We start from the raw sequence: 17,397 nt of genomic DNA on the forward strand, positions 1-17,397 counted from the left end.
CGCGTGCCCTCCGCCACGAACCGCGCCCCGGCACCTGACCTGGGCGCGTACGTTCGAGCCGCCGCGGCGGCCGGAGAACTCGTCGTACAGCCCAGAATGGGCATGGCGCGCCCCGAGGAGATGTCCGCCGGGGTCGGCGCAGTCGCAAGCCTGGCCGAGCGCACGGTCGCGACCATCACCCTCGACAGCTACACCCGCGTCGGCAACCACGCGGCCGCCACCGCCGCCGTCCGCGCCGGCCAGCCGCTGAACGGCTTCCCGCTGGTCAGCCACGGCCCCCGGGTCACCGCCCAGGTCGCCGCCGCGGCCGGCCGCGTCCCCGTGCAGATCCGGCACGGCTCGGCCGACCCGATGGCCATCTTCCGCACCATGGCCGCCGCCGGGCTCGGCGCCAGCGAGGGCGGCCCGGTCTCGTACTGCCTCCCGTACGGGCGCACCCCGCTCGCCGAGTCGATCGCCGCCTGGCGCGACTCGGTGCGGCTGCTCGCCGACGAGAGCCGCAGCAACGGCATCCGGGCCCACCTGGAGACCTTCGGCGGCTGCATGCTCGGGCAGCTCTGCCCGCCCTCGCTGCTGATCGCGATCTCCGCGCTGGAGGCGCTGTTCTTCGCCCAGCACGGCATCACCAGCGTCTCGCTCAGCTACGCCCAGCAGACCCACCACGAGCAGGACGCCGAGGCGCTCACCGCGCTGCGGCTGCTCGCCGACGAACTCCTGCCCAAGGAGGTCGACCGGCACCTGGTGCTCTACACCTACATGGGCGTCTTCCCCCGCACCATCCCCGGCGCCCGGCTGCTGCTCGCCCGCAGCGCCGAACTCGCCGTCCGGGGCGGGGCCGAGCGGCTGATCGTCAAGACCGAGACCGAGGCGCACCGCATCCCGACCGTCGCGGAGAACCTCGTCGCGCTGCGTGCCGCCGCCACCCAGGCGCGGCGCACCCGCGAGACGCTGGCCGACCAGGGCGGCCTGCCCTTCCGGGACGGGCAGCTCTTCCGGGACGGGCAGCCGGTACGCGCCCTGCGCGCCGTCCGGCCCGGCCAGGGCGGGGTCGACGCCGAGGAGGTGCTGACGGAGGCCCGCGCCCTCGTCACCGCCGTGCTCTCGCTCTCCGACAACGTCGGCACCGCACTGCAACGCGCCTTCCACCGCGGCCTGCTGGACGTCCCGTACTGCCTGCACCCCGACAACCGGGGCGCGACCAGGGGCATCATCGCCAGCGACGGGCGGCTGCGCTGGGCGGAGCTCGGCGCGATGCCGCTCACCAGCTCCAGCCGGACGGCGCCGCTCACCTCCGGGCGGCTCGCCACCATGCTCCGGCACGTCGCGGACGACCACGACTACGAGGCCGAGGCCCAGGGCGGGTCCGAGACCTCGGCGGCAGCGGCCGGTGCCGGGTCGGGCGCCGGCTCGGGTGCGGCCACCGTCTCCGGGGTCGTGCCACTGTTGCGCCCGGCCGCCGTGGAGGAGCCCGTCGCGCAGCAGCCGCTGCGGGTCGCCGTGGTCGGCATGGGCCCGCGCGGGCTCTCGGTGCTGGAGCGGCTGGTGGCGCGTGCCGCCGAACAGCCGCTGGAGCACCCGGTCATGGTCCACGTGATCGATCCGCACGACGCGGGGGCCGGGCGGATCTGGCGGCAGGAGCAGTCACCGCACTTCCTGATGAACACGGCGGCCAAGGAGGTCACCATGTTCTCCGGGGCGACCGACGACGGCCCGGCCCGGCCGGGCGCCGGGCCGACGCTCGCCGAGTGGTGGGCGCAGGCCGAGCCGGAGACCGCCGAGCCCGAGGGCTTCGCCCCCCGGGTGGTCTACGGACGGTACCTGTCGTTCGTCTTCGAGCGGATCATGATGGCGCTGCCGGCCAACCTGACCGTGCACCGGGTGCGCGGCCAGGTGCTCACCGCCGACCGGATCGCCGACCTCGGCTCCGAACGCAGCATCGGCTGGGGCGTCGGCGGCAGCCGTGCCAGCACGCCGCGGGACTCCACGGCCGGGGTCTACCGGCTGCGGATGAACCGGGGCGACGTACTGACCGTCGACCGGCTGGTGCTCGCCACCGGCCACCCCAGCAACGACCTGGACTGCGAGCAGAAGAACCGGGCGGCCTTCGCCGCCGCGCACCCTCCGCTCCAGTACATCGTCGGCGAATCCGCCAACGACATGCCGCTCTCGCACATCCCGCCCGGCTCCGCCGTCGGCGTGGTCGGCATGGGCCTGACCTTCTACGACCTGCTGGCCGAGCTGACGCTGGGCCGGGGCGGGAAGTTCGTGCCCAGCGACGACGGCCTGCGGTACGTGCCGAGCGGCCGGGAACCCCGGATCTACCCGGCCTCGCGCGGCGGCATCCCGCTGCTGACCCGTGGCGCCAACCAGAAGGGTCCGTTCTACCGGTACACCGCAAGGCTGTTCACCCCCGTGCGGATGGCCGAGGTCCGCTCGCGCGGCCCGGTCGACTTCTACGCGATGGTGCTGCCCTGGCTGATGGCCGAGATCAACCTCGTCCTGCTGGAGACCCGGATCCGGAACGCGGCCGGGCCCGAGGCCGCCGCCCGGTTCGCCGAACTGGCGGTCGCCGAGCTCGGCTGCGCGGAGCTGCCCAGGCTGGAGACGCTCTCCGAACTGGCCGCCGCCTACTGCGTGGACACCTCCCTGCTGCACGACCTGAACCGGCTCGCCCGGCCGTTCAGCGGCGTGCGGTTCGGCTCGCCCGAGGAGTTCCGCAAGTCGCTCGCCGAGTGGCTGCGGGCCGACCTGGCGGAGGCCAGGCTCGGCAACGCGGACGGGCCGCTGAAGGCCGCGTTCGACGTGCTTCGCGACGTCCGGCAGACGATCAGGTCGGTGGTCGACTTCGGCGGGCTCTGCCCGGAGTCGCACCGCCGGTTCCTCTCCGAGTTCAACCCCGTCGCGGCGCTGGTCTCCACCGGCCCGCCGCCGCTGCGGACGGAGCAGTTCCTCGCCCTGGTCAACGCCGGGATCCTCGACCCGGTCGGGCCGCAGGCGCGGTTCCGCACCGACGAGGAGCACGGCCGATTCACCATCTGCTCCCCGCAGGTGGAGAACTCCCGGACGCAGCTGGACGTGCTGGTCGACGCCCGGGTGCCCAGCACCGACCTGAGGGTTGGTCAGGACCCACTGCTCAAGGGTCTCTTGGCCGACGGCGTGATCCGCACCTTCGTCAACACCTGGGCCGATCATGCCTTCAACACCGGTGGCCTGGCCTCCACCGACGCGCCCTTCCACCCCGTGCGGGCGGACGGCACGATCGAGAACACCATGCACGTGATCGGCATCCCGAGCGAGCACACCCGCTGGTTCACCCAGGTCGGCAGCGGCCGGCCCGGCCCGTGGGGCTCGTTCACCAAGGACGCCGACGCGATCGCCGTGGCCCTGCTGGGCCAGGACGAGCCCGCGCCCGCGCACTCGGCGGCCGCCTGCGCGGACCCGCTCGGCATCGGGGCACAGCCGGGCACCCCGCAGAACATCGGGAGCAGCCGGTGACCGAGCACGAAGGGCCGGGCTCCCAGCAGGGGGCCCGGCCCGCCGCTGACCGTCCTGACGGGGACCGGCCCACTGCTGACCGGCCCGCCGGCTATTGGGAGCACCGGCGGACGGCCGCTCACGAGGAGTACCGGGCCGCGCGGGACCTGCTGCTCCGCCTGCGCGGCGAACCGGCGGCGGCCTCGGCCGAGTTCCGCTGGCCGGCCGCCGAGCGGTTCAACTGGGCGCTGGAGTGGTTCGACGTCGTCGCCGACGGCAACCCCAGGGCCGCCTTGGAGGTGCTGGGCGCCCCCGGGCCCACCGGCGCGGTGCCCGTCGCCGAACGCGTCAGCTTCGCCGAACTCGCCGAGCGATCCGACACCTTGGCAGTCGAGCTGACCGAGCTCGGGGTCGCCCGGGGCGACCGCGTACTGCTGCTGCTCGGCACCCGGGCCGCGCTCTGGGAGAGCCTGCTCGGCTGCCTGAAGATCGGCGCCGTGGTGGTGCCGACGTACCAGGACGTGACCCGCGAGGAGGCGGCCGACCGGATCTCCCGAGGGCGCATCCGGCACGTCCTGTGCACGGGCGAACTCGCCGAGCTGATCGACGAGTTGCCGAAGGCGGGGGTGCACGTCCCCGGGGTGCGCGTCACGACCGGCCCGCCCCGGCCGGGCTGGGCCCGGTACCCGGACACCTCGGTGCACCGGCCGTACCTGCCCACGCGGGCCACCCCCTCCGGCGACCCGGCGTTCTGCTACTTCACCTCGGGCACCACCTCGCTGCCCAAGCTGGTCGAGCACACCCACGCCAGCTACCCCGTCGGCCACCTCTCCAGCCTCTACTGGAACGGGCTGCGCCCCGGCGACCGGCACCTCAACCTCTCCGCCCCCGGCTGGGCGAAGCACTCCTGGAGCAGCTTCTTCGTGCCGTGGGCCGCCGAGGCCACCGTGCTCGCCCCGCCGGACACCGGCCTGCCCGCCGAGGTGCTGCCCGGTGTCCTGGCCGACCACACGGTGGACAGCTTCTGCGGGCCGCCGAGCGCCTGGCGAGCCCTGCTCCCGCACCTGCCGGGCCCCTCCGGCGTACGGCTGCGCGAGGCCACCGCCGCCGGGGAGCCGCTGACCGGCGAGGTCAACGAGCGGATCGCCGCCGCCTGGGGCGTCCGCGTCCGCGACGGGTACGGCCAGACCGAGGCGACGGCGCTGATCGGCCGCTCCCCCGGCGGCCCCGAGCCGATCTCACCGCTCGGGTACCCGCTGCCCGGCTACCGGGTCGTGCTGCGCGACCCGGCCACCGGCGCGCTCGGCGAGACGGGCGAGGTCTGCCTCGACCTGACGGAGCGCCCGGCCGGCCTGATGGCCGGGTACGCCGACGACCCCGTACGCACCCGGGCCGCCTTCGCCGACGGCCTCTACCGCACCGGCGACAGCGGCGAACGCTGCGCCGACGGGTCGATCAGGCTGCTCGGGCGCACCGACGACGTGTTCAAGTCGTTCGGGCACCGCGTCTCGCCGGTGGAGATCGAGGCCGTGCTGCGCGGACACCCCCAGGTCGCCGACGCCGTGGTGCTGCCCCGTCCCGACCCGCTCGGCGGGCTCGTCCCGCACGCGGTGGTCGTCCCGATCCCGGGCGCGGCGGAGGCCGCCCTGCTCCCGGCCCTGCTCGCGCGGGCGGCGGAACACCTCGCGCCGATCTTCGTCCCCCGGGGCGTCGACTTCTCGGCCGAACTGCCCCGCACCCGCTCCGGCAAGGTCCGCCGCACCGAGCTGGCCGCCGCCCTCGCGGAGCAGCACGGCTGGGCCGAGAGCACGTGAGCGCCCCCCGGGCGCGGGGGCTCGCCCGTTGGGGGCGCTCGCCGCGGCTAGCCCGCTGCGTGCGCCCCCTGGGGGAGCCGCTCGGCGGCTCGGAGCACAGCCTGCGCGACGGTCCTGGCGCGCCCTGCCGCGTCCGGCGTGCCCTCGCGCAGGGCGGTCACGATCGCGCCGTCGCCGAGCAGCGCGAGCTGGCGGGCCAGGCCCTCGTGGTCCTGGTAGCCGGCGCCGTCGAGCAGGCCGTCCAGGTAGGCGATGACCCGCTCCTTGTGCTCGTGCGCGACGTGGTGGGCGGGGCTGCCGAGGTCGGCCTCCTCCACCATCGTGTTGATGAAGGCGCAGCCCCGGAAGTCGTCGGCGGTGAAGCGCTCCCGCAGGCCGTCGAAGAGCGCGAGCGGCTGCTCCTCGGCGCCGAGCCCACTGCTCTCGACCCGATCCGCGAGCCAGGCACGCCAGTTGGCGTCACGGCGGCGCAGCACCTCGACCACCAGGTCGTCCTTGCTCGGGAAGTGCCGGTAGAAGGAGGCCCGGCCGACGCCGGACTCCGAGAGGATCCGCTCGATCCCGACCGCACGGATTCCCTCCTCGTAGAACAGCCGCTCGGCGGCGACGAGGAGACGTTCTCTGGCGTGGCTCGGCATTCAGAAACGGTACCACTCAGTGCTGCCTCAACTGAATGCTCCGTGGCATACGAATCTCACCCCACCCCCGTACTCACCTGCGCACTCACGGCCTGACCTGACATAGTCCGCACCCTCGCTTGCCTCGGACGGAACCGATCGGTACCGTTTTTTTGGTACCGATCAGTTCCATCTCAGGACGATCCGAGGAGACACACCATGTCCCGCCTGCCCCAGCTGACCGTCGAGACCGCCACCGAGGAGCAGCGCGAGCTGCTCGAGGGCACCCTGAAGCAGCTCGGCAAGCTCCCCAACCTGTACGCCGCGATGGCCAACGGCCCGGCCGCGCTCCGCGGCTACCTGGCCATGCGCGAGGCACTGGTCGGCGGCACCTTCAGCACCAAGCAGCGCGAGCAGCTCGCCCTGTTCATCGCCCAGGAGAACGGCTGCACCTACTGCGTCTCCGCGCACTCCATGCGTGGCAGCAAGGTCGGCATGAGCGCCGAGCAGCTGCTGGAGACCCGCAAGGGCAACGACACCGACCCGCACATGCACGCGGTGCTGCACCTGACCTCCGACATCATGGCCAACGGTGGCGACATCACCGACGCCACGCTGGCCGAGGCCCGCGAGGCCGGCGTCACCGACGCGGAGATCGCCGAGATCGTCGGCCACGTCGCGCTCAACGTGCTGTCGAACTACTTCAACCACGTCGCCCAGCCGGACCTCGACTTCCCGCTCGTCGACGCGCACGAGGCTCTCTGAGCACTCGCGCCCACCGCGCACCCGCGAGGACGCCCGGCCCCCACGGTCCGGGCGTCCTCCCGCATCCCCACGCATACGGCTCGGCACACGGCTCGACCAGCAGACCTACCAGCGGCTTTCCAGCACCAGCGGCGGGAGCGACAGCAGTGGACATCGACGCCAGGACACTCCGCACCTTCTGTGCGGTCATCCAGACCGGCTCCTTCACCAAGGCAGCCCACCGGCTCGGCTACTCGCAGTCGAGTGTCACCTCGCAGATGCGCGCCCTGGAGCGGGAGCTCGGCCAGCAGATCTTCCAGCGCCTGCCCACCGGCGTCCGGCTCACCGCCGCCGGTGCCACCCTGCGCGGCTACTCCCGCCAACTCCTCACTCTGGTGAACGAGTTGGAGGAGGCCATGCGCGGCCCCAGCGCCACCACCCCACGCCTCACGATCGGCATCGCACCGGCCCTCGGGTACGGCGAACAGCTCGCCCGGCTCGCCCACTTCGGCCGCCGCCTGCTGCCCGACGTCCAGCTCGCCCTGCGCGTCCTGGGCACCGCCGAACTGCACGCCGCACTGCGCGGCGCCGAACTCGACGGCGCCCTGCTGCTCGCCGGGGCCGAGAGCCCCGGCCGCCGCAGCACCGCCAGCGTCCGCACAGCCATGCTCGCCGAACGCGCCCGCACCGGCCGGCCCAACACCGGCGACCGCCGCGAACTCGACGACCTGCTCGAAACCGCCGTCCACGAGCTGGAGTTCGCCCCCGTCGCAGGCATCCCCCAGTGCGCGGCCACTCCGGAGACGCTCAGACCGGACGCGCTAAGACCAGGCGCGCCCAGACCGGACACCCTCAGCCCCGGGCCGCTGCGCCACGTGGTCACCGCCGACCCGGACTGCCCCTCCCAGCGCTGGCTGCCCGAGTTCCTCCGGCTCCGCAACGGCGAGACCCCGGAAGTCCTCGAACTCGGCTCCGTCGACGGCGTCGACGCCACCGTCCAGAGCGGCCTCGGCTGCGCCATGGTCCCGTCCGAGCTCCTCTCGACCCACCCCGACACGCCCCTCCTCCCGCTCCCCGGCGTCCCCCGGATGCACTGGACGGTCGCCCTCCTCACCGTCCGCTCCCGGGACATCTCCGACACCCACCGCCGGGCCCTCACCGAAGCCGTCCGCCAGGCCCTCACCCCGCCCTGCGCCCACCGCCGCGTCCCGGCCACCTCGGGCGTGGCCTGACCAGGCGTTTTCCGTCCACCGGGTGGGTGCTAGCGTCTCGCCATGCCCGAACTCATCACACCCACCACCCGCCTGCACTCCTCCTGGCTCACCGCCCGCGACGAGTTCGGCCGCGGCATCCACCAGGACGGATCGGGCCTCACCCCCGACGACGAGGTCGACACCCCGGAGGGCTTCGCCACCTGGGTCACCGGGCTGCGCCGACAGGCCGACCTCACGGTGCCCCCGGCACCGGACCGGGTGCACTGCACCAACCACTGGATCGTCGAGGGCGACACCTACCTCGGCACGATCGCCCTCCGGCACACCCTGAACGACTTCCTCCTCGAAGCCGGCGGCCACATCGGCTACAGCGTCCGGCCCACCGCCCGCCGCCAGGGCCTGGCCGGCTGGGCCCTGGCCACCGTCCTGCCGACCGCCCGCGAGCTCGGCCTGGAGCGCGTCCTCATCACCTGCGACCCGGACAACGAGGGCTCGTACCGCACCATCGAACGGAACGGCGGCCTCCTGGAGGACGTCCGCGACACCGTCATCGGCCCCAAGCGCCGCTACTGGATCAGCCTCTAGCCGCCTGCCGGGTGGCACAGCGAAGCCCCCATGGGCAGTTGACTACTCATGGGGGCTGATCGCTCGGTGGGCCGCCAGGGGCTCGAACCCTGAACCTACGGATTAAAAGATCAAGTCCGATCGTGATCCGAATGGCCACGATCGATCACTTGGTGTGATCTCTGCAGGCTGACGTGCCGCGGAGTGGTTACCGGTCCAGCTTCAAGCGGGCACTGCCGTGCAGTCCGCTCACGCATTACGAGCGCACTGACGCGCCCTGTCAGTCCGGACCAGCGCCGAGCCTGAAACCTGACCCACCGCTCGAGGACCGCCTGCTCGCGGCTGGTGAAGGCCCAGCCGACCGAGTGGTCCCGGCGAGACGCGATCGCTGGCCGAAGCGATCCATTCCAGCGGCTGATGGGAGAAACCCGGCCAACCCTGCGCTCAGGTCTCGTCCCCCGGGAACACTCCTACCTGACCTCTACGGAGGCGCCGGCTGCTTCAAGCTGGGTCTTGGCCCTGTCTGCGGTCTCCTTGTCGACCCTCTGAAGGACGGTCAGCGGAGCGTTCTCGACGAGCTCCTTGGCCTCCCGATACTTGAGCGAGGTCAGAGTGCGGACCTCCTTGATGACCTGGGCTGCCCGGTCGCCCGCGTCCTGGAGGACGACGTCGAACTCGTCCTGTTCCACAGTCCCGCGCTCAGCCGGCCCGGTCGACGGTTGCTGACTGCGCTCCTCCCACAGGCCCAATTCCCGCGCCGTGTCGAGGCACGCGGTGGCAAGCGGCCCCGGGAACCCAGGCCGCTTGTCAATAGTGAGCTGGAGCCGCCAGAGGACGCCTTGCATCCTTAGCCCAAGTCCGGCGCCGAAGGTCCGGAACAAACCCGTCGGGTGAGCCTGATAGCTTTCCTCGATCCTGCGGACTAGTTCGTGCAACGCCTGCGCAGAGATGAGCTCATGGCCCGCGACCGCCAGTGTCGCGATCTTCTCGGCATCGCCCGACAGGAGAGTGATCCGGTCGGGAGTGTAGCGGCTCGCGGACATCTCCTGCTTGGGACAATAGAGTGCCGTGCAGTCGTACTTGAGGGCGGCCAATGCGAGGTGTTCGTTACGCACCGTTACCGGTGGCTCGATAGCGTGGCCGGTCGCCACTTGCTCCACGACTGCCAACTCTGCTGCACCGACGCAGTCGTGCGCGACCAACGCGTCGATCCCCTCCGGCGTCATTGCCACGGTGTCGGCCAGCTCTGCGGCATGCAGCCCGAGCTCCCTCAGTGACTCCTCCTGAAAAGTGAACAACCCCGTTCGCTCCAGGGCCTGTACTGCAGCGATTTGTATGGCTGTATCCATGCCGACCTCCGATGCCCAGCCGCAATTACGATGCGATCGCTGCAGCCGCGATGCACACCAGCCCGTAACTCAAGCTCCAAATGGCGAGGTTGAAGAGCAACGCCGACACCACCCGGGTCCGTCGGCCGGGCAGAGAGAAGGCGCACAGTGACACGAGCAGGAGACCGGCACAGACGCCGAATGCGAGAGACCCAACGCCGACCTTCGCCGTCACCAGGATCGGCTGGCCCTTGCTGAAGGCGAAGAGCAGCCCGAGGACGACTCCCTGGACCGTGACGACCAGCGTGCCGGCCGTCGACATGGACTGAGCCGCCTGGTCTGCGTTTGCGGTCACATCGACGACCCGCCCGCCCCTCGACTCGATCTCCTCCGTGTCACGCATCGCGAGCTTCACCCACCACACCGACATCGCCCAGTACACGGCAATCAGAGCGGTCAGAATCGCGGTTGCGGTGGTCAGACTCGTCGCAGCATCCTGCACGATCAGAAATGCCGTGCTCACCCCGGCCACGAGGACGCCAAGCGCTGACATGGACATCACCACATGACTCCAGATGTCATGCGGATGCAGATTCCCAGGAGTGGGGCTTTGCGGCGAATGAGGAAGGGACACGTTCCATGGTGAGGCAGTCGGCAGTTGATCACCACTGGACGGCTGCCACGTCAAGGAACAACCTGGGGGTTGCCAGATTGCCCGCTGAGGGTTCGACTGGAGGGTAAGGCATTCGCGTCCGCCGGGCGCCCCGGCTCACCGGCGGACCAGGTGACAGGGACGGTGTTTTCCATGGACATGAACGGTTTCGCGGACCAGTTACCGGCAGTCGATAGCCAGACCTTCCCGGTAGAGGATTCGGCCAGAGGGCTGGAATTCCTGAGCGATGCTCAGTCGGACTTCGTGTCACCTCGTCTGGCGGAGGCCTCCGACTCGGACGCCGGAGCCGCTGCAGTCCTCATTGTGGCCCCAGCGGCAGCGGGGAAAACGACATGCGCACGGGCCATAGCGGTACGGTGCGGTGCACCCCTTGTTAATTTGGCCGGGCAGCGAGTGGGCGCCACAGACTTCAAAGGGATTTTGGCCGAAGCGCTCGGCATGACGGCTAGCGGACGATTCCTCGAACTGCTGGAGAGAAACGAAGCCACCATTGTCCTGGATGCGCTCGACGAAACCTCATTACTCTCCGGCGAGCTCAACTTCCAAGCCTTTCTCCAGGGGATCTGCCGGGCACTCCGTCGTTCCTCCGGCCTGGGGAATGTGATCATGCTCTCCCGGCTCGACACCGCGGATTGGGTGATCGACACGTTCCAACGGGAGGGTTTGCCGCTGCGCCGCTTGGCGCTAGAGTACTTCTCGAAGTCCGAGGCGGAAAGGTATATCGACCTGAAGCTCGATCGGCTGCACGAGGGGCAGCCGGTACATCGGGTGAATCTCAAGCCATATCTCGACGTACGGGAAATGGTGCTCGCACGCATTGCCGATGGCTTGGGAGTGGAGGGCCCAGACTATTGGAGCAAGGAAAGCACCCGGCGCTTCCTCGGATATTCTCCGGTGCTCGACACAATCGCCTCCTATCTGTGCGTTCCGAATTATCGTGAGCTGGCAGCAAAGATTTCGGATGACGCACTTGCGGCGCCAGGATCTATGCCGGAGTGGAAGATCCTCAAGAAACTGACGGAAGACCTCCTCACTCGGGAAAACGACAAGTTCCTAAGAGGATGGCCGTACGAAGAAACGGTTTCCAGGAAAGAATTTGATGGCCACGCCCTAGCCTACACACCGCTGGAACAGTGCATCCGACTACTATCTCTAGTGGAAGCGCAAACCACGAATGTCAACCTCCCGGCACACCTTCCGGCGACACTCAGAGAGAGCTATCGGAATCGAGTTGACGGGCAGTTGCGCGAGCATCCGTTTATCACGACCGACAGGAAATACGTGAATGGAATATTTCGAGACTATATGTACGCACTGGTACTCAGCGATCAGATTGTCGATGACGTCAGCTTGCGTGTGATCGATCACCTGCGAGACTCCGACAGCCTTCCCTCCCCCGCGCTTGCGCCGTTCATCGTAGAGCTGGTGAACTCATCTCCCACCAACACCTTCCCCGGAAACCGCTGCGATCTCCTAATTGCATCGCTTGCCGCCCGGAGAGACGGTGCCCTGGACTACGAGTTCAGCATCAATGCTGAAGTACAGGGCGGCGAGCTGGAAGTTCGGCGAGCCACGCCGGGAAGAAACTTCGAGAGCGCCCGGGTCCCCCTCCACACGGCAGGGCGCGGCCTGCGCCTGCCGAGTCGCTGCCAAGGCCTTTCCGTGGACTATGCAGGGAATGTGGAGATCGTCGCCCCAGGGCAGGTGGTGAAGCTAGGACCTTCTGTTTCCATCAGATCGGAGTGCCTGTCAATCGAAGCGGGATCGCTGTATGTCGAATCCACTGAGGACGGGCCAGTGTCCATCGATAGTGAGCTCGTCATCTCGGACTATTCTCTCCATGTGCGCACGTTCGGATCCGGGGTATTCTCCGTAATCGGGGAGGAAATCGAAGGATCTCTGCGCGACCACCAGGCCCCCCGGGCGCCCGGGGAGGTCTCACTGGGCGAGTACTTCTATGTGCTTAGGCGGATACTCTCGCGCTTCAGAAGCACCGTTCATATGCGCGACACCGGATACCTCTCCGCCAACCGGGCGCAGCTGGACAGGTACGTTATCCGTGGGGACGAGAAGGCTGCCAGAATAATGGATTGCCTCGCGGATCTCGGGGCACTGTCAACGGCGGGCGAAAGCTTCGTCCTGGATATTCGCGCTCTAGGTAATGCTGGAATCAACCACGTCGACGTGCGGAACTTCCGGGAGACTCCGGAGATCATCTCCTTCCTCAAGAACCAGGTGGTCGCGGGCAGCACCGCCTAATACTACAGCCGGTAGTTTCACGGCGTTTCGCCGGTCTTCTTGCCCTTCTTGTTGGGCACGGTGGAGCGGCGGACCAGCAGGTGGAGCTCCAACCCCTATGAGGTAGAGGCGAGTTGGACGACGGCCCAGTTGTAGTCACGGGGATCCTTGGCGCCGTTGGCGCACGAGCGGCGCTCGAACGCCTCGGCGGGCACGGCTGTGTAACAGTTCGCGGCCCTGGCGGGTACGGCCGTCGGGCAGGGGCAGGGCCTCGTCCTTCGGGACCGTGGCGGACGCGGTGCTCCTCCAACCAGGCGCGCAGGGCGCAGGACTGCCCGTAGACCTTCGCCGGCCAGGAAGTACGAGAACGGAACTCCCGCCAGCAGGGCGCGCTCCAGCATGCGCCGGGCGAGCTCGGGCTTGGTGGCCACCGGGGTGGCGCGTTCGGGCGGGACGCCCCGTTCGGCGCAGCACTGCTCATGGTCGGCGGTGATCCCGGCCAATGCCGAGGTAGAGCTTGCGGTCGATCAGGGTGCGCGGCCCCGGCTTGATCCATAGGAAAAGTACACGCTGACCTGGGCGTTATCGATCCCTCCCGCTGTGCCGGTGTACTGCCGCTGCACGCTGGCGCTCTTGGTGCCCCTCTCGACGTCGCCGGTCTCGTCAGCGATCAGCACCGCGCCCTGATCGGCCAGGGCGCCAACGGCGTAGGCTCGGACCCGGACGCGCAACTCGTCGGCGTCCCACGCGGCCTTGGCCAGGAAGCCCTGCAGCCGGTCCGGGTTGGGTGGCCGACGAACTCGGCGAGCTGCCACAGGTTCTTGCGCGGCACCTCGCTCAACAGCCCGCGCACCATCGCCCGAAGGTTCTCCCGCGAGGCCGGACGCGCGAACACGTCATCGACCGAGGCGCACAGCGCCTCCAACTCCCCTTCCAGTGCCCGGATCACAGCCACATCCAGCTCGCCCGAAACGACCGCCTACGGCCACAGCATCAATCCCACGAACGGCTCAACGAGCCGACCGCCGTCACGGCGCGTGAATTCCTCCCAGGCTCTCGCGAACGAGTGGGCGTCCGGGTACGGGGCATGCACCCATGTATGGGCGGATTCAGAGTGACCTGGCGGGAACTGGCCGAGGCCGAACTCGCAGAGCAGTTGCCCCGACGCTGGGCACACTCGCGCGGTGTCGTGGAACGCGCGAGCCAGCTCACGGGCTTGCTGGGTGACGAGGCGGATCTTCTTCTCTCAGCAGCCGTACTGCACGACATCGGGTACGCACCAAGGCTGGCGACGACGGGGTTCCACCCGCTCGACGGCGCCCGGTTTCTCCGTGACGTCCACGCCGCTGACGACCGAGTGGTGCGGCTGGTGGCGAACCACTCGTTCGCGTTGTTGGAGGCCGAAGAGCGCGGGCTCCGGGAGGCGCTGAAGGCAGAGTTCCCGCTGCTGGAGGATGAGCGACTCGTGGACGCACTGGTGTGGTGTGACATGACGACGACGCCGGACGGGGGACTGACGACTGCCGAGGAGCGGGTGGCGGAGATCGTTGGCCGGTACGGGGCGGACAGCGTGGTGGGACGATTCATCCGTCGGGCGTCGCCGGAGATCTTCGCGGCGGTGGCGCGGGTAGAGGCGGCGCTGGCGGGTCAGCCGAGGTAGGGGTAGGTGCCGGCGAGATAGTCGCCGATCTGCTGGCGCATGCTGGGGTGGATGTCGTACTGGTCAAGGTCGGCGCGCTGGACGAAGCGCACGCCGTCGGCCTCATCATTCACGGTGGGCTCGCCACCGGTGGGGCGGCCGATGTAGGTGTTCTCGTACTGCTGGCGGATCTCGCCGTCGGTGTAGGCGACGATGTGGCGCGGGTTGGTGTAGACGCCGAGGAAGCCGGTGATCTCGGCGGTGATGCCCGTCTCCTCCGAGCACTCACGGATGGCGCACTGGGCGGCGGTCTCGCCAATGTCCTGGGCTCCGCCGGGCAGGGCCCACTGGCCGGTATCGCGGCGGCGCTGGAGCAGGATGGCGCCGCTGTCGTCGACGACGAGCAGGTTGCTGGCGGGGATGAGGGTGTTGGCCTTGGGTGCGCTGGGGTCGTTGTAGTACTCAGTCCTGCCCATGTGCGGCGGTCCCCTCCTGGTCAGGCGTCCAGGGCCGTGCGCCGGCCCAGACGGCTTCGAAACTCTGAGCGTAGTTGTCGAACCAACCGGTGGCATCCACTCGCTTGAGGTGGAGCAGGGGGTTGGCGCTGGCCGGCTGGCCGAAGACGTGCGGGTTGACCAGCAGGTTGTCGTCGTAGCGGAAGAGGGAGTTGTACAGCGTGGTGTCGTGGAGCCGTACCTCGCAACGCGCTTCGGGCAGCAGGGTGCGGTAGTAGGTGAGGGAGGCGCGGATCTTGGCGGCGAGAGTGTCGCCGATGCCCTCCTCGCGGCCCCGGATGGCGGCGGCCTGGCCGCTCGGATCACCGAAGCACAGCCGTACTTGGACGCCGTCGGCGGCGCGTTCCGCGAGCATCTTGGCGACGTGCGGGTTGGACTGGGCGAAGAAGGTACCGGAGAAGACCAATACGTCGATCTGCTCCTGGGCTTCCTTCAGCAAGGCCAGCCAGGTCTCCCGAGGGACGCTGGCGCGGTTCTGGTGGGTACCGACGAGCTCGCTGCCTAACCCACCGGTCCGCCGACCCGCGTGGGGCTGCGGAGCGGGCCATAGGAAGGTCTCCTCCACGCGCAGATGCTGGGCTGCACGAAAGCGGTGCCTTGGGTGGGGCACGCGCCCGCCGAGCCAGCGGCCGATGGTCTTGGGGTCCACCTCGCAGGCTTCGGCGAGCAACTCGGGTGAGACGCCGCGCTGGGCGAGTACGGAGTGGAGTCGCTCGTTCACGGAGGCCATACAAGCCGAGGCGGGCACCAGCGTGCAAGGACGTTCTGGGACGTTTCACTGGACCTGACGGTCCGACAAGGTGCTTACGCTGGCTGTATGCAGCTCATCGTCCTGTGGGACGTCGACCACACGCTCATCGATAACGCAGGGGTGAGCAAGGAGATCTATGCCGGTGCGTTCACCGCGCTGACCGGTATCCAGCCTGCCCAACCAGCGTCGACAGAGGGCCGCACGGATCGCCTGATCATGCGCGATATGTTCCGCCGGCATCGCCTCCCGGAGCCGAACTGGCCGACTGTCGAAGCTGCCCTCGCACGGGCCGGCGAGGAGCGGCTCGGTGACCTCCGCAGGCGCGGCGCGGCTCTGCCGGGTGTACGCGACGCCCTCAAGGCGACCTCGGTGCAGTCCGGTTGGGTGTCGTCGGTGCTGACCGGCAACATCGCGGCCAACGCCCACGTGAAACTGTCGGCCTTCGGCCTCGATCCTCTCCTGGATCTTCCCGTCGGGGCTTACGGTGCCGACGCCGAGCGGCGTCCAGACCTTGTGGCCGTCGCTCGCGAGCGCGTCCAGCGCGGTCGTGGCCTGCCCAGCGGCGTGCCGGTGGTGCTGGTCGGCGACACACCGAGGGACGTCGAGGCAGCCCTCGCCACGGGCTCAGGGATCATCGCGGTCGCCACCGGTATCCACAGCCAGGCCGAGCTGGCGGCCGCCGGCGCATCCGTGGTGCTGCCCGACCTGTCGGACACCGCCGGTCTCCTTGCTCTCCTGCGGATCTTCGCGGCCCGCGAAAACGTCCCAGGACGTCCCTGAACTGTCCGAGTACGCGGTGATGCGGTCCGTGCACTCTCCGCCACCATCAGGTCTCCAACCAGGCAACTGACCGAGGGAGGCCCACGTGATCGGGGAAGTCACCGGGATCCGCAGGATCCGGATGCTGTACCTGCAGTTGCTGTACCGCTGCAACTTCGAGTGCCTGCACTGCTTCCACGGCGAGCGGCTCAAGCACGCCGACGCCTTCAGCCCCGAGGAGGCGATCAACCTCCTCACCCTCATGCGCGACCGGTACGGCACAGAGGCCGTCACACTCCTGGGCGGCGAGCCGTTCGTTTACAAGAACCTCGCCCAGGTCGTCCGGCACGCCAAGCAGGAGCTGGGCCTGCAGGTCGAGATCTGCACCAACGGCTACCGGATCGAGCGCCGGCTAACCGAGATCGCCCCGTACCTGGACCTCCTGCGGATCTCGCTGGAAGGGATCGGCGCCACCAACGACCGCATCCGGAAGTTCGGCAGCTACCAGGGAGCGCTGAGCGCGCTCGACCTCGCGCGGGAGCTCGGCGTCCGGACGGGCGCGACGATGACCGTCACCTCCAGCAACATCGATGAGGTGCTGCCACTCGCCCGAACCCTCCAGGACTTCGGTGCACGGCAGTTGAAGCTGCACTGCCTGCGGCCGGTCGGCAATGCCGCCGACCACCCCGAGCTCCTCGTCACCGATCCCGCCGCCTACACCCGGCTGCGCGAACAGCTTCAGACGGCGGACCTGGCCATCGAGGTCATCGTCGACGAGGACCTGTCCGCCGACGGCGCCGCCGAGATCTGCGCTCCGGCGGGCGGCCCGCCCGAGATCGAGCGGATCGAGGCCGACCCGCGCGGTGCGCTCACCATGTCCTGCAAGGCCGTCGGCAAGGACTCCCACGCCTTCTGGTACGACAAGCTCGCCGACCACATCGTCCACCGGCCCTCCGCCACCGACGAGCTCACTCTCGCCGTGCCCGACGTGGTGTACGCCCGTGCTTGACCGCCCGCTGTTCGAGAGCCTCGAAGGGCTACGCGGCACCGGCAAATCGACCATCGCA

The 17,397-nt window shown here is 69.4% G+C and carries 14 protein-coding genes and 1 pseudogene; 9 read left to right on the plus strand and 6 right to left on the minus strand.

The window, feature by feature from the left end:
• Window positions 1-3: 3 nt before the first annotated feature.
• A complete protein-coding gene (locus ACR68M_RS14585) occupies window positions 4-3,495 on the plus strand; it encodes an FAD/NAD(P)-binding protein (RefSeq protein ID WP_441250913.1) in 3,492 nt (1,163 codons plus the stop codon).
• Window positions 3,492-5,288, plus strand: coding sequence for an AMP-binding protein (locus ACR68M_RS14590; protein ID WP_441250914.1), 1,797 nt, complete (start codon window positions 3,492-3,494; stop codon window positions 5,286-5,288). Before ACR68M_RS14585 ends, ACR68M_RS14590 begins: the two co-directional genes overlap by 4 nt.
• Window positions 5,289-5,335: 47 nt before the next feature.
• Here the strand turns inward: ACR68M_RS14590 and ACR68M_RS14595 are convergent, their stop codons facing one another.
• The gene (locus ACR68M_RS14595; RefSeq protein ID WP_441250915.1) at window positions 5,336-5,926 is read right to left on the minus strand and encodes a TetR/AcrR family transcriptional regulator; all 591 of its coding nucleotides are present in this window, start codon (window positions 5,924-5,926) and stop codon (window positions 5,336-5,338) included.
• A 198-nt stretch (window positions 5,927-6,124) separates the two neighbouring features.
• On the opposite strand from ACR68M_RS14595, the gene ACR68M_RS14600 reads away from it, so the two are divergent.
• The 3 genes from ACR68M_RS14600 to ACR68M_RS14610 all read left to right on the plus strand — a co-directional run bounded on the left by ACR68M_RS14600 (window position 6,125) and on the right by ACR68M_RS14610 (window position 8,448).
• A complete protein-coding gene (locus ACR68M_RS14600; RefSeq protein ID WP_441250916.1) occupies window positions 6,125-6,670 on the plus strand; it encodes a carboxymuconolactone decarboxylase family protein in 546 nt (181 codons plus the stop codon).
• Window positions 6,671-6,816: 146 nt separating this feature from the next.
• Complete coding sequence (locus ACR68M_RS14605) at window positions 6,817-7,881, plus strand: LysR family transcriptional regulator (protein WP_441250917.1); 1,065 nt, start codon at window positions 6,817-6,819, stop codon at window positions 7,879-7,881.
• 42 nt (window positions 7,882-7,923) lie between these two features.
• On the plus strand, window positions 7,924-8,448 hold the full coding sequence (locus ACR68M_RS14610) for a GNAT family N-acetyltransferase (RefSeq protein WP_441250918.1): 525 nt from the start codon (window positions 7,924-7,926) through the stop codon (window positions 8,446-8,448).
• Window positions 8,449-8,897: 449 nt separating this feature from the next.
• Here ACR68M_RS14610 and ACR68M_RS14615 read toward each other — a convergent pair.
• Together ACR68M_RS14615 and ACR68M_RS14620 are read right to left on the minus strand one after the other, a co-directional pair.
• Window positions 8,898-9,116: pseudogene (locus ACR68M_RS14615) on the minus strand (ribosomal protein bL12); the annotation flags it as partial.
• 685 nt (window positions 9,117-9,801) lie between these two features.
• Window positions 9,802-10,308, minus strand: coding sequence for a hypothetical protein (locus tag ACR68M_RS14620; protein WP_441250919.1), 507 nt, complete (start codon window positions 10,306-10,308; stop codon window positions 9,802-9,804).
• A 252-nt stretch (window positions 10,309-10,560) separates the two neighbouring features.
• On the opposite strand from ACR68M_RS14620, the gene ACR68M_RS14625 reads away from it, so the two are divergent.
• Complete coding sequence (locus ACR68M_RS14625) at window positions 10,561-12,687, plus strand: hypothetical protein (RefSeq protein ID WP_441250920.1); 2,127 nt, start codon at window positions 10,561-10,563, stop codon at window positions 12,685-12,687.
• 506 nt (window positions 12,688-13,193) lie between these two features.
• On the opposite strand, the gene ACR68M_RS14630 is transcribed toward ACR68M_RS14625, so the two are convergent.
• Window positions 13,194-13,481, minus strand: a complete 288-nt coding sequence (locus ACR68M_RS14630; protein ID WP_441250921.1) for a transposase — start codon at window positions 13,479-13,481, stop codon at window positions 13,194-13,196.
• A 284-nt stretch (window positions 13,482-13,765) separates the two neighbouring features.
• On the opposite strand from ACR68M_RS14630, the gene ACR68M_RS14635 reads away from it, so the two are divergent.
• Window positions 13,766-14,326 (plus strand): HD domain-containing protein, encoded by a 561-nt coding sequence (locus ACR68M_RS14635; RefSeq protein ID WP_441250922.1) that lies wholly within the window; start codon window positions 13,766-13,768, stop codon window positions 14,324-14,326.
• Here ACR68M_RS14635 and ACR68M_RS14640 read toward each other — a convergent pair.
• A complete protein-coding gene (locus ACR68M_RS14640; RefSeq protein ID WP_441250923.1) occupies window positions 14,314-14,781 on the minus strand; it encodes an NUDIX hydrolase in 468 nt (155 codons plus the stop codon). The genes ACR68M_RS14635 and ACR68M_RS14640 overlap by 13 nt on opposite strands.
• Window positions 14,768-15,541 (minus strand): XRE family transcriptional regulator, encoded by a 774-nt coding sequence (locus ACR68M_RS14645; RefSeq protein WP_441250924.1) that lies wholly within the window; start codon window positions 15,539-15,541, stop codon window positions 14,768-14,770. Before ACR68M_RS14645 ends, ACR68M_RS14640 begins: the two co-directional genes overlap by 14 nt.
• Before the next feature lie 96 nt (window positions 15,542-15,637).
• On the opposite strand from ACR68M_RS14645, the gene ACR68M_RS14650 reads away from it, so the two are divergent.
• Window positions 15,638-16,351 carry an HAD family hydrolase gene (locus tag ACR68M_RS14650; protein ID WP_441250925.1) on the plus strand — a complete coding sequence of 238 codons (714 nt, stop codon included), beginning with the start codon at window positions 15,638-15,640 and terminating at the stop codon, window positions 16,349-16,351.
• Between the two features lie 85 nt (window positions 16,352-16,436).
• A complete protein-coding gene (locus ACR68M_RS14655; protein ID WP_441250926.1) occupies window positions 16,437-17,339 on the plus strand; it encodes a radical SAM protein in 903 nt (300 codons plus the stop codon).
• Window positions 17,340-17,397 lie beyond the last annotated feature (58 nt).

Source organism: Kitasatospora sp. McL0602 (assembly GCF_052076145.1).
Taxonomy (GTDB): domain Bacteria; phylum Actinomycetota; class Actinomycetes; order Streptomycetales; family Streptomycetaceae; genus Kitasatospora.

What these genes read in the sequence shown, in the direction of transcription:
- ACR68M_RS14640 (WP_441250923.1), bottom strand. Translation starts at nt 14,781, where the DNA reads ATGGGCAGGACTGAGTACTACAACGACCCCAGCGCACCCAAGGCCAAC.
- ACR68M_RS14635 (WP_441250922.1), top strand. Translation starts at nt 13,766, where the DNA reads ATGGGCGGATTCAGAGTGACCTGGCGGGAACTGGCCGAGGCCGAACTC.
- ACR68M_RS14600 (WP_441250916.1), top strand. Translation starts at nt 6,125, where the DNA reads ATGTCCCGCCTGCCCCAGCTGACCGTCGAGACCGCCACCGAGGAGCAG.
- ACR68M_RS14650 (WP_441250925.1), top strand. Translation starts at nt 15,638, where the DNA reads ATGCAGCTCATCGTCCTGTGGGACGTCGACCACACGCTCATCGATAAC.
- ACR68M_RS14610 (WP_441250918.1), top strand. Translation starts at nt 7,924, where the DNA reads ATGCCCGAACTCATCACACCCACCACCCGCCTGCACTCCTCCTGGCTC.
- ACR68M_RS14620 (WP_441250919.1), bottom strand. Translation starts at nt 10,308, where the DNA reads ATGTCAGCGCTTGGCGTCCTCGTGGCCGGGGTGAGCACGGCATTTCTG.
- ACR68M_RS14625 (WP_441250920.1), top strand. Translation starts at nt 10,561, where the DNA reads ATGGACATGAACGGTTTCGCGGACCAGTTACCGGCAGTCGATAGCCAG.
- ACR68M_RS14595 (WP_441250915.1), bottom strand. Translation starts at nt 5,926, where the DNA reads ATGCCGAGCCACGCCAGAGAACGTCTCCTCGTCGCCGCCGAGCGGCTG.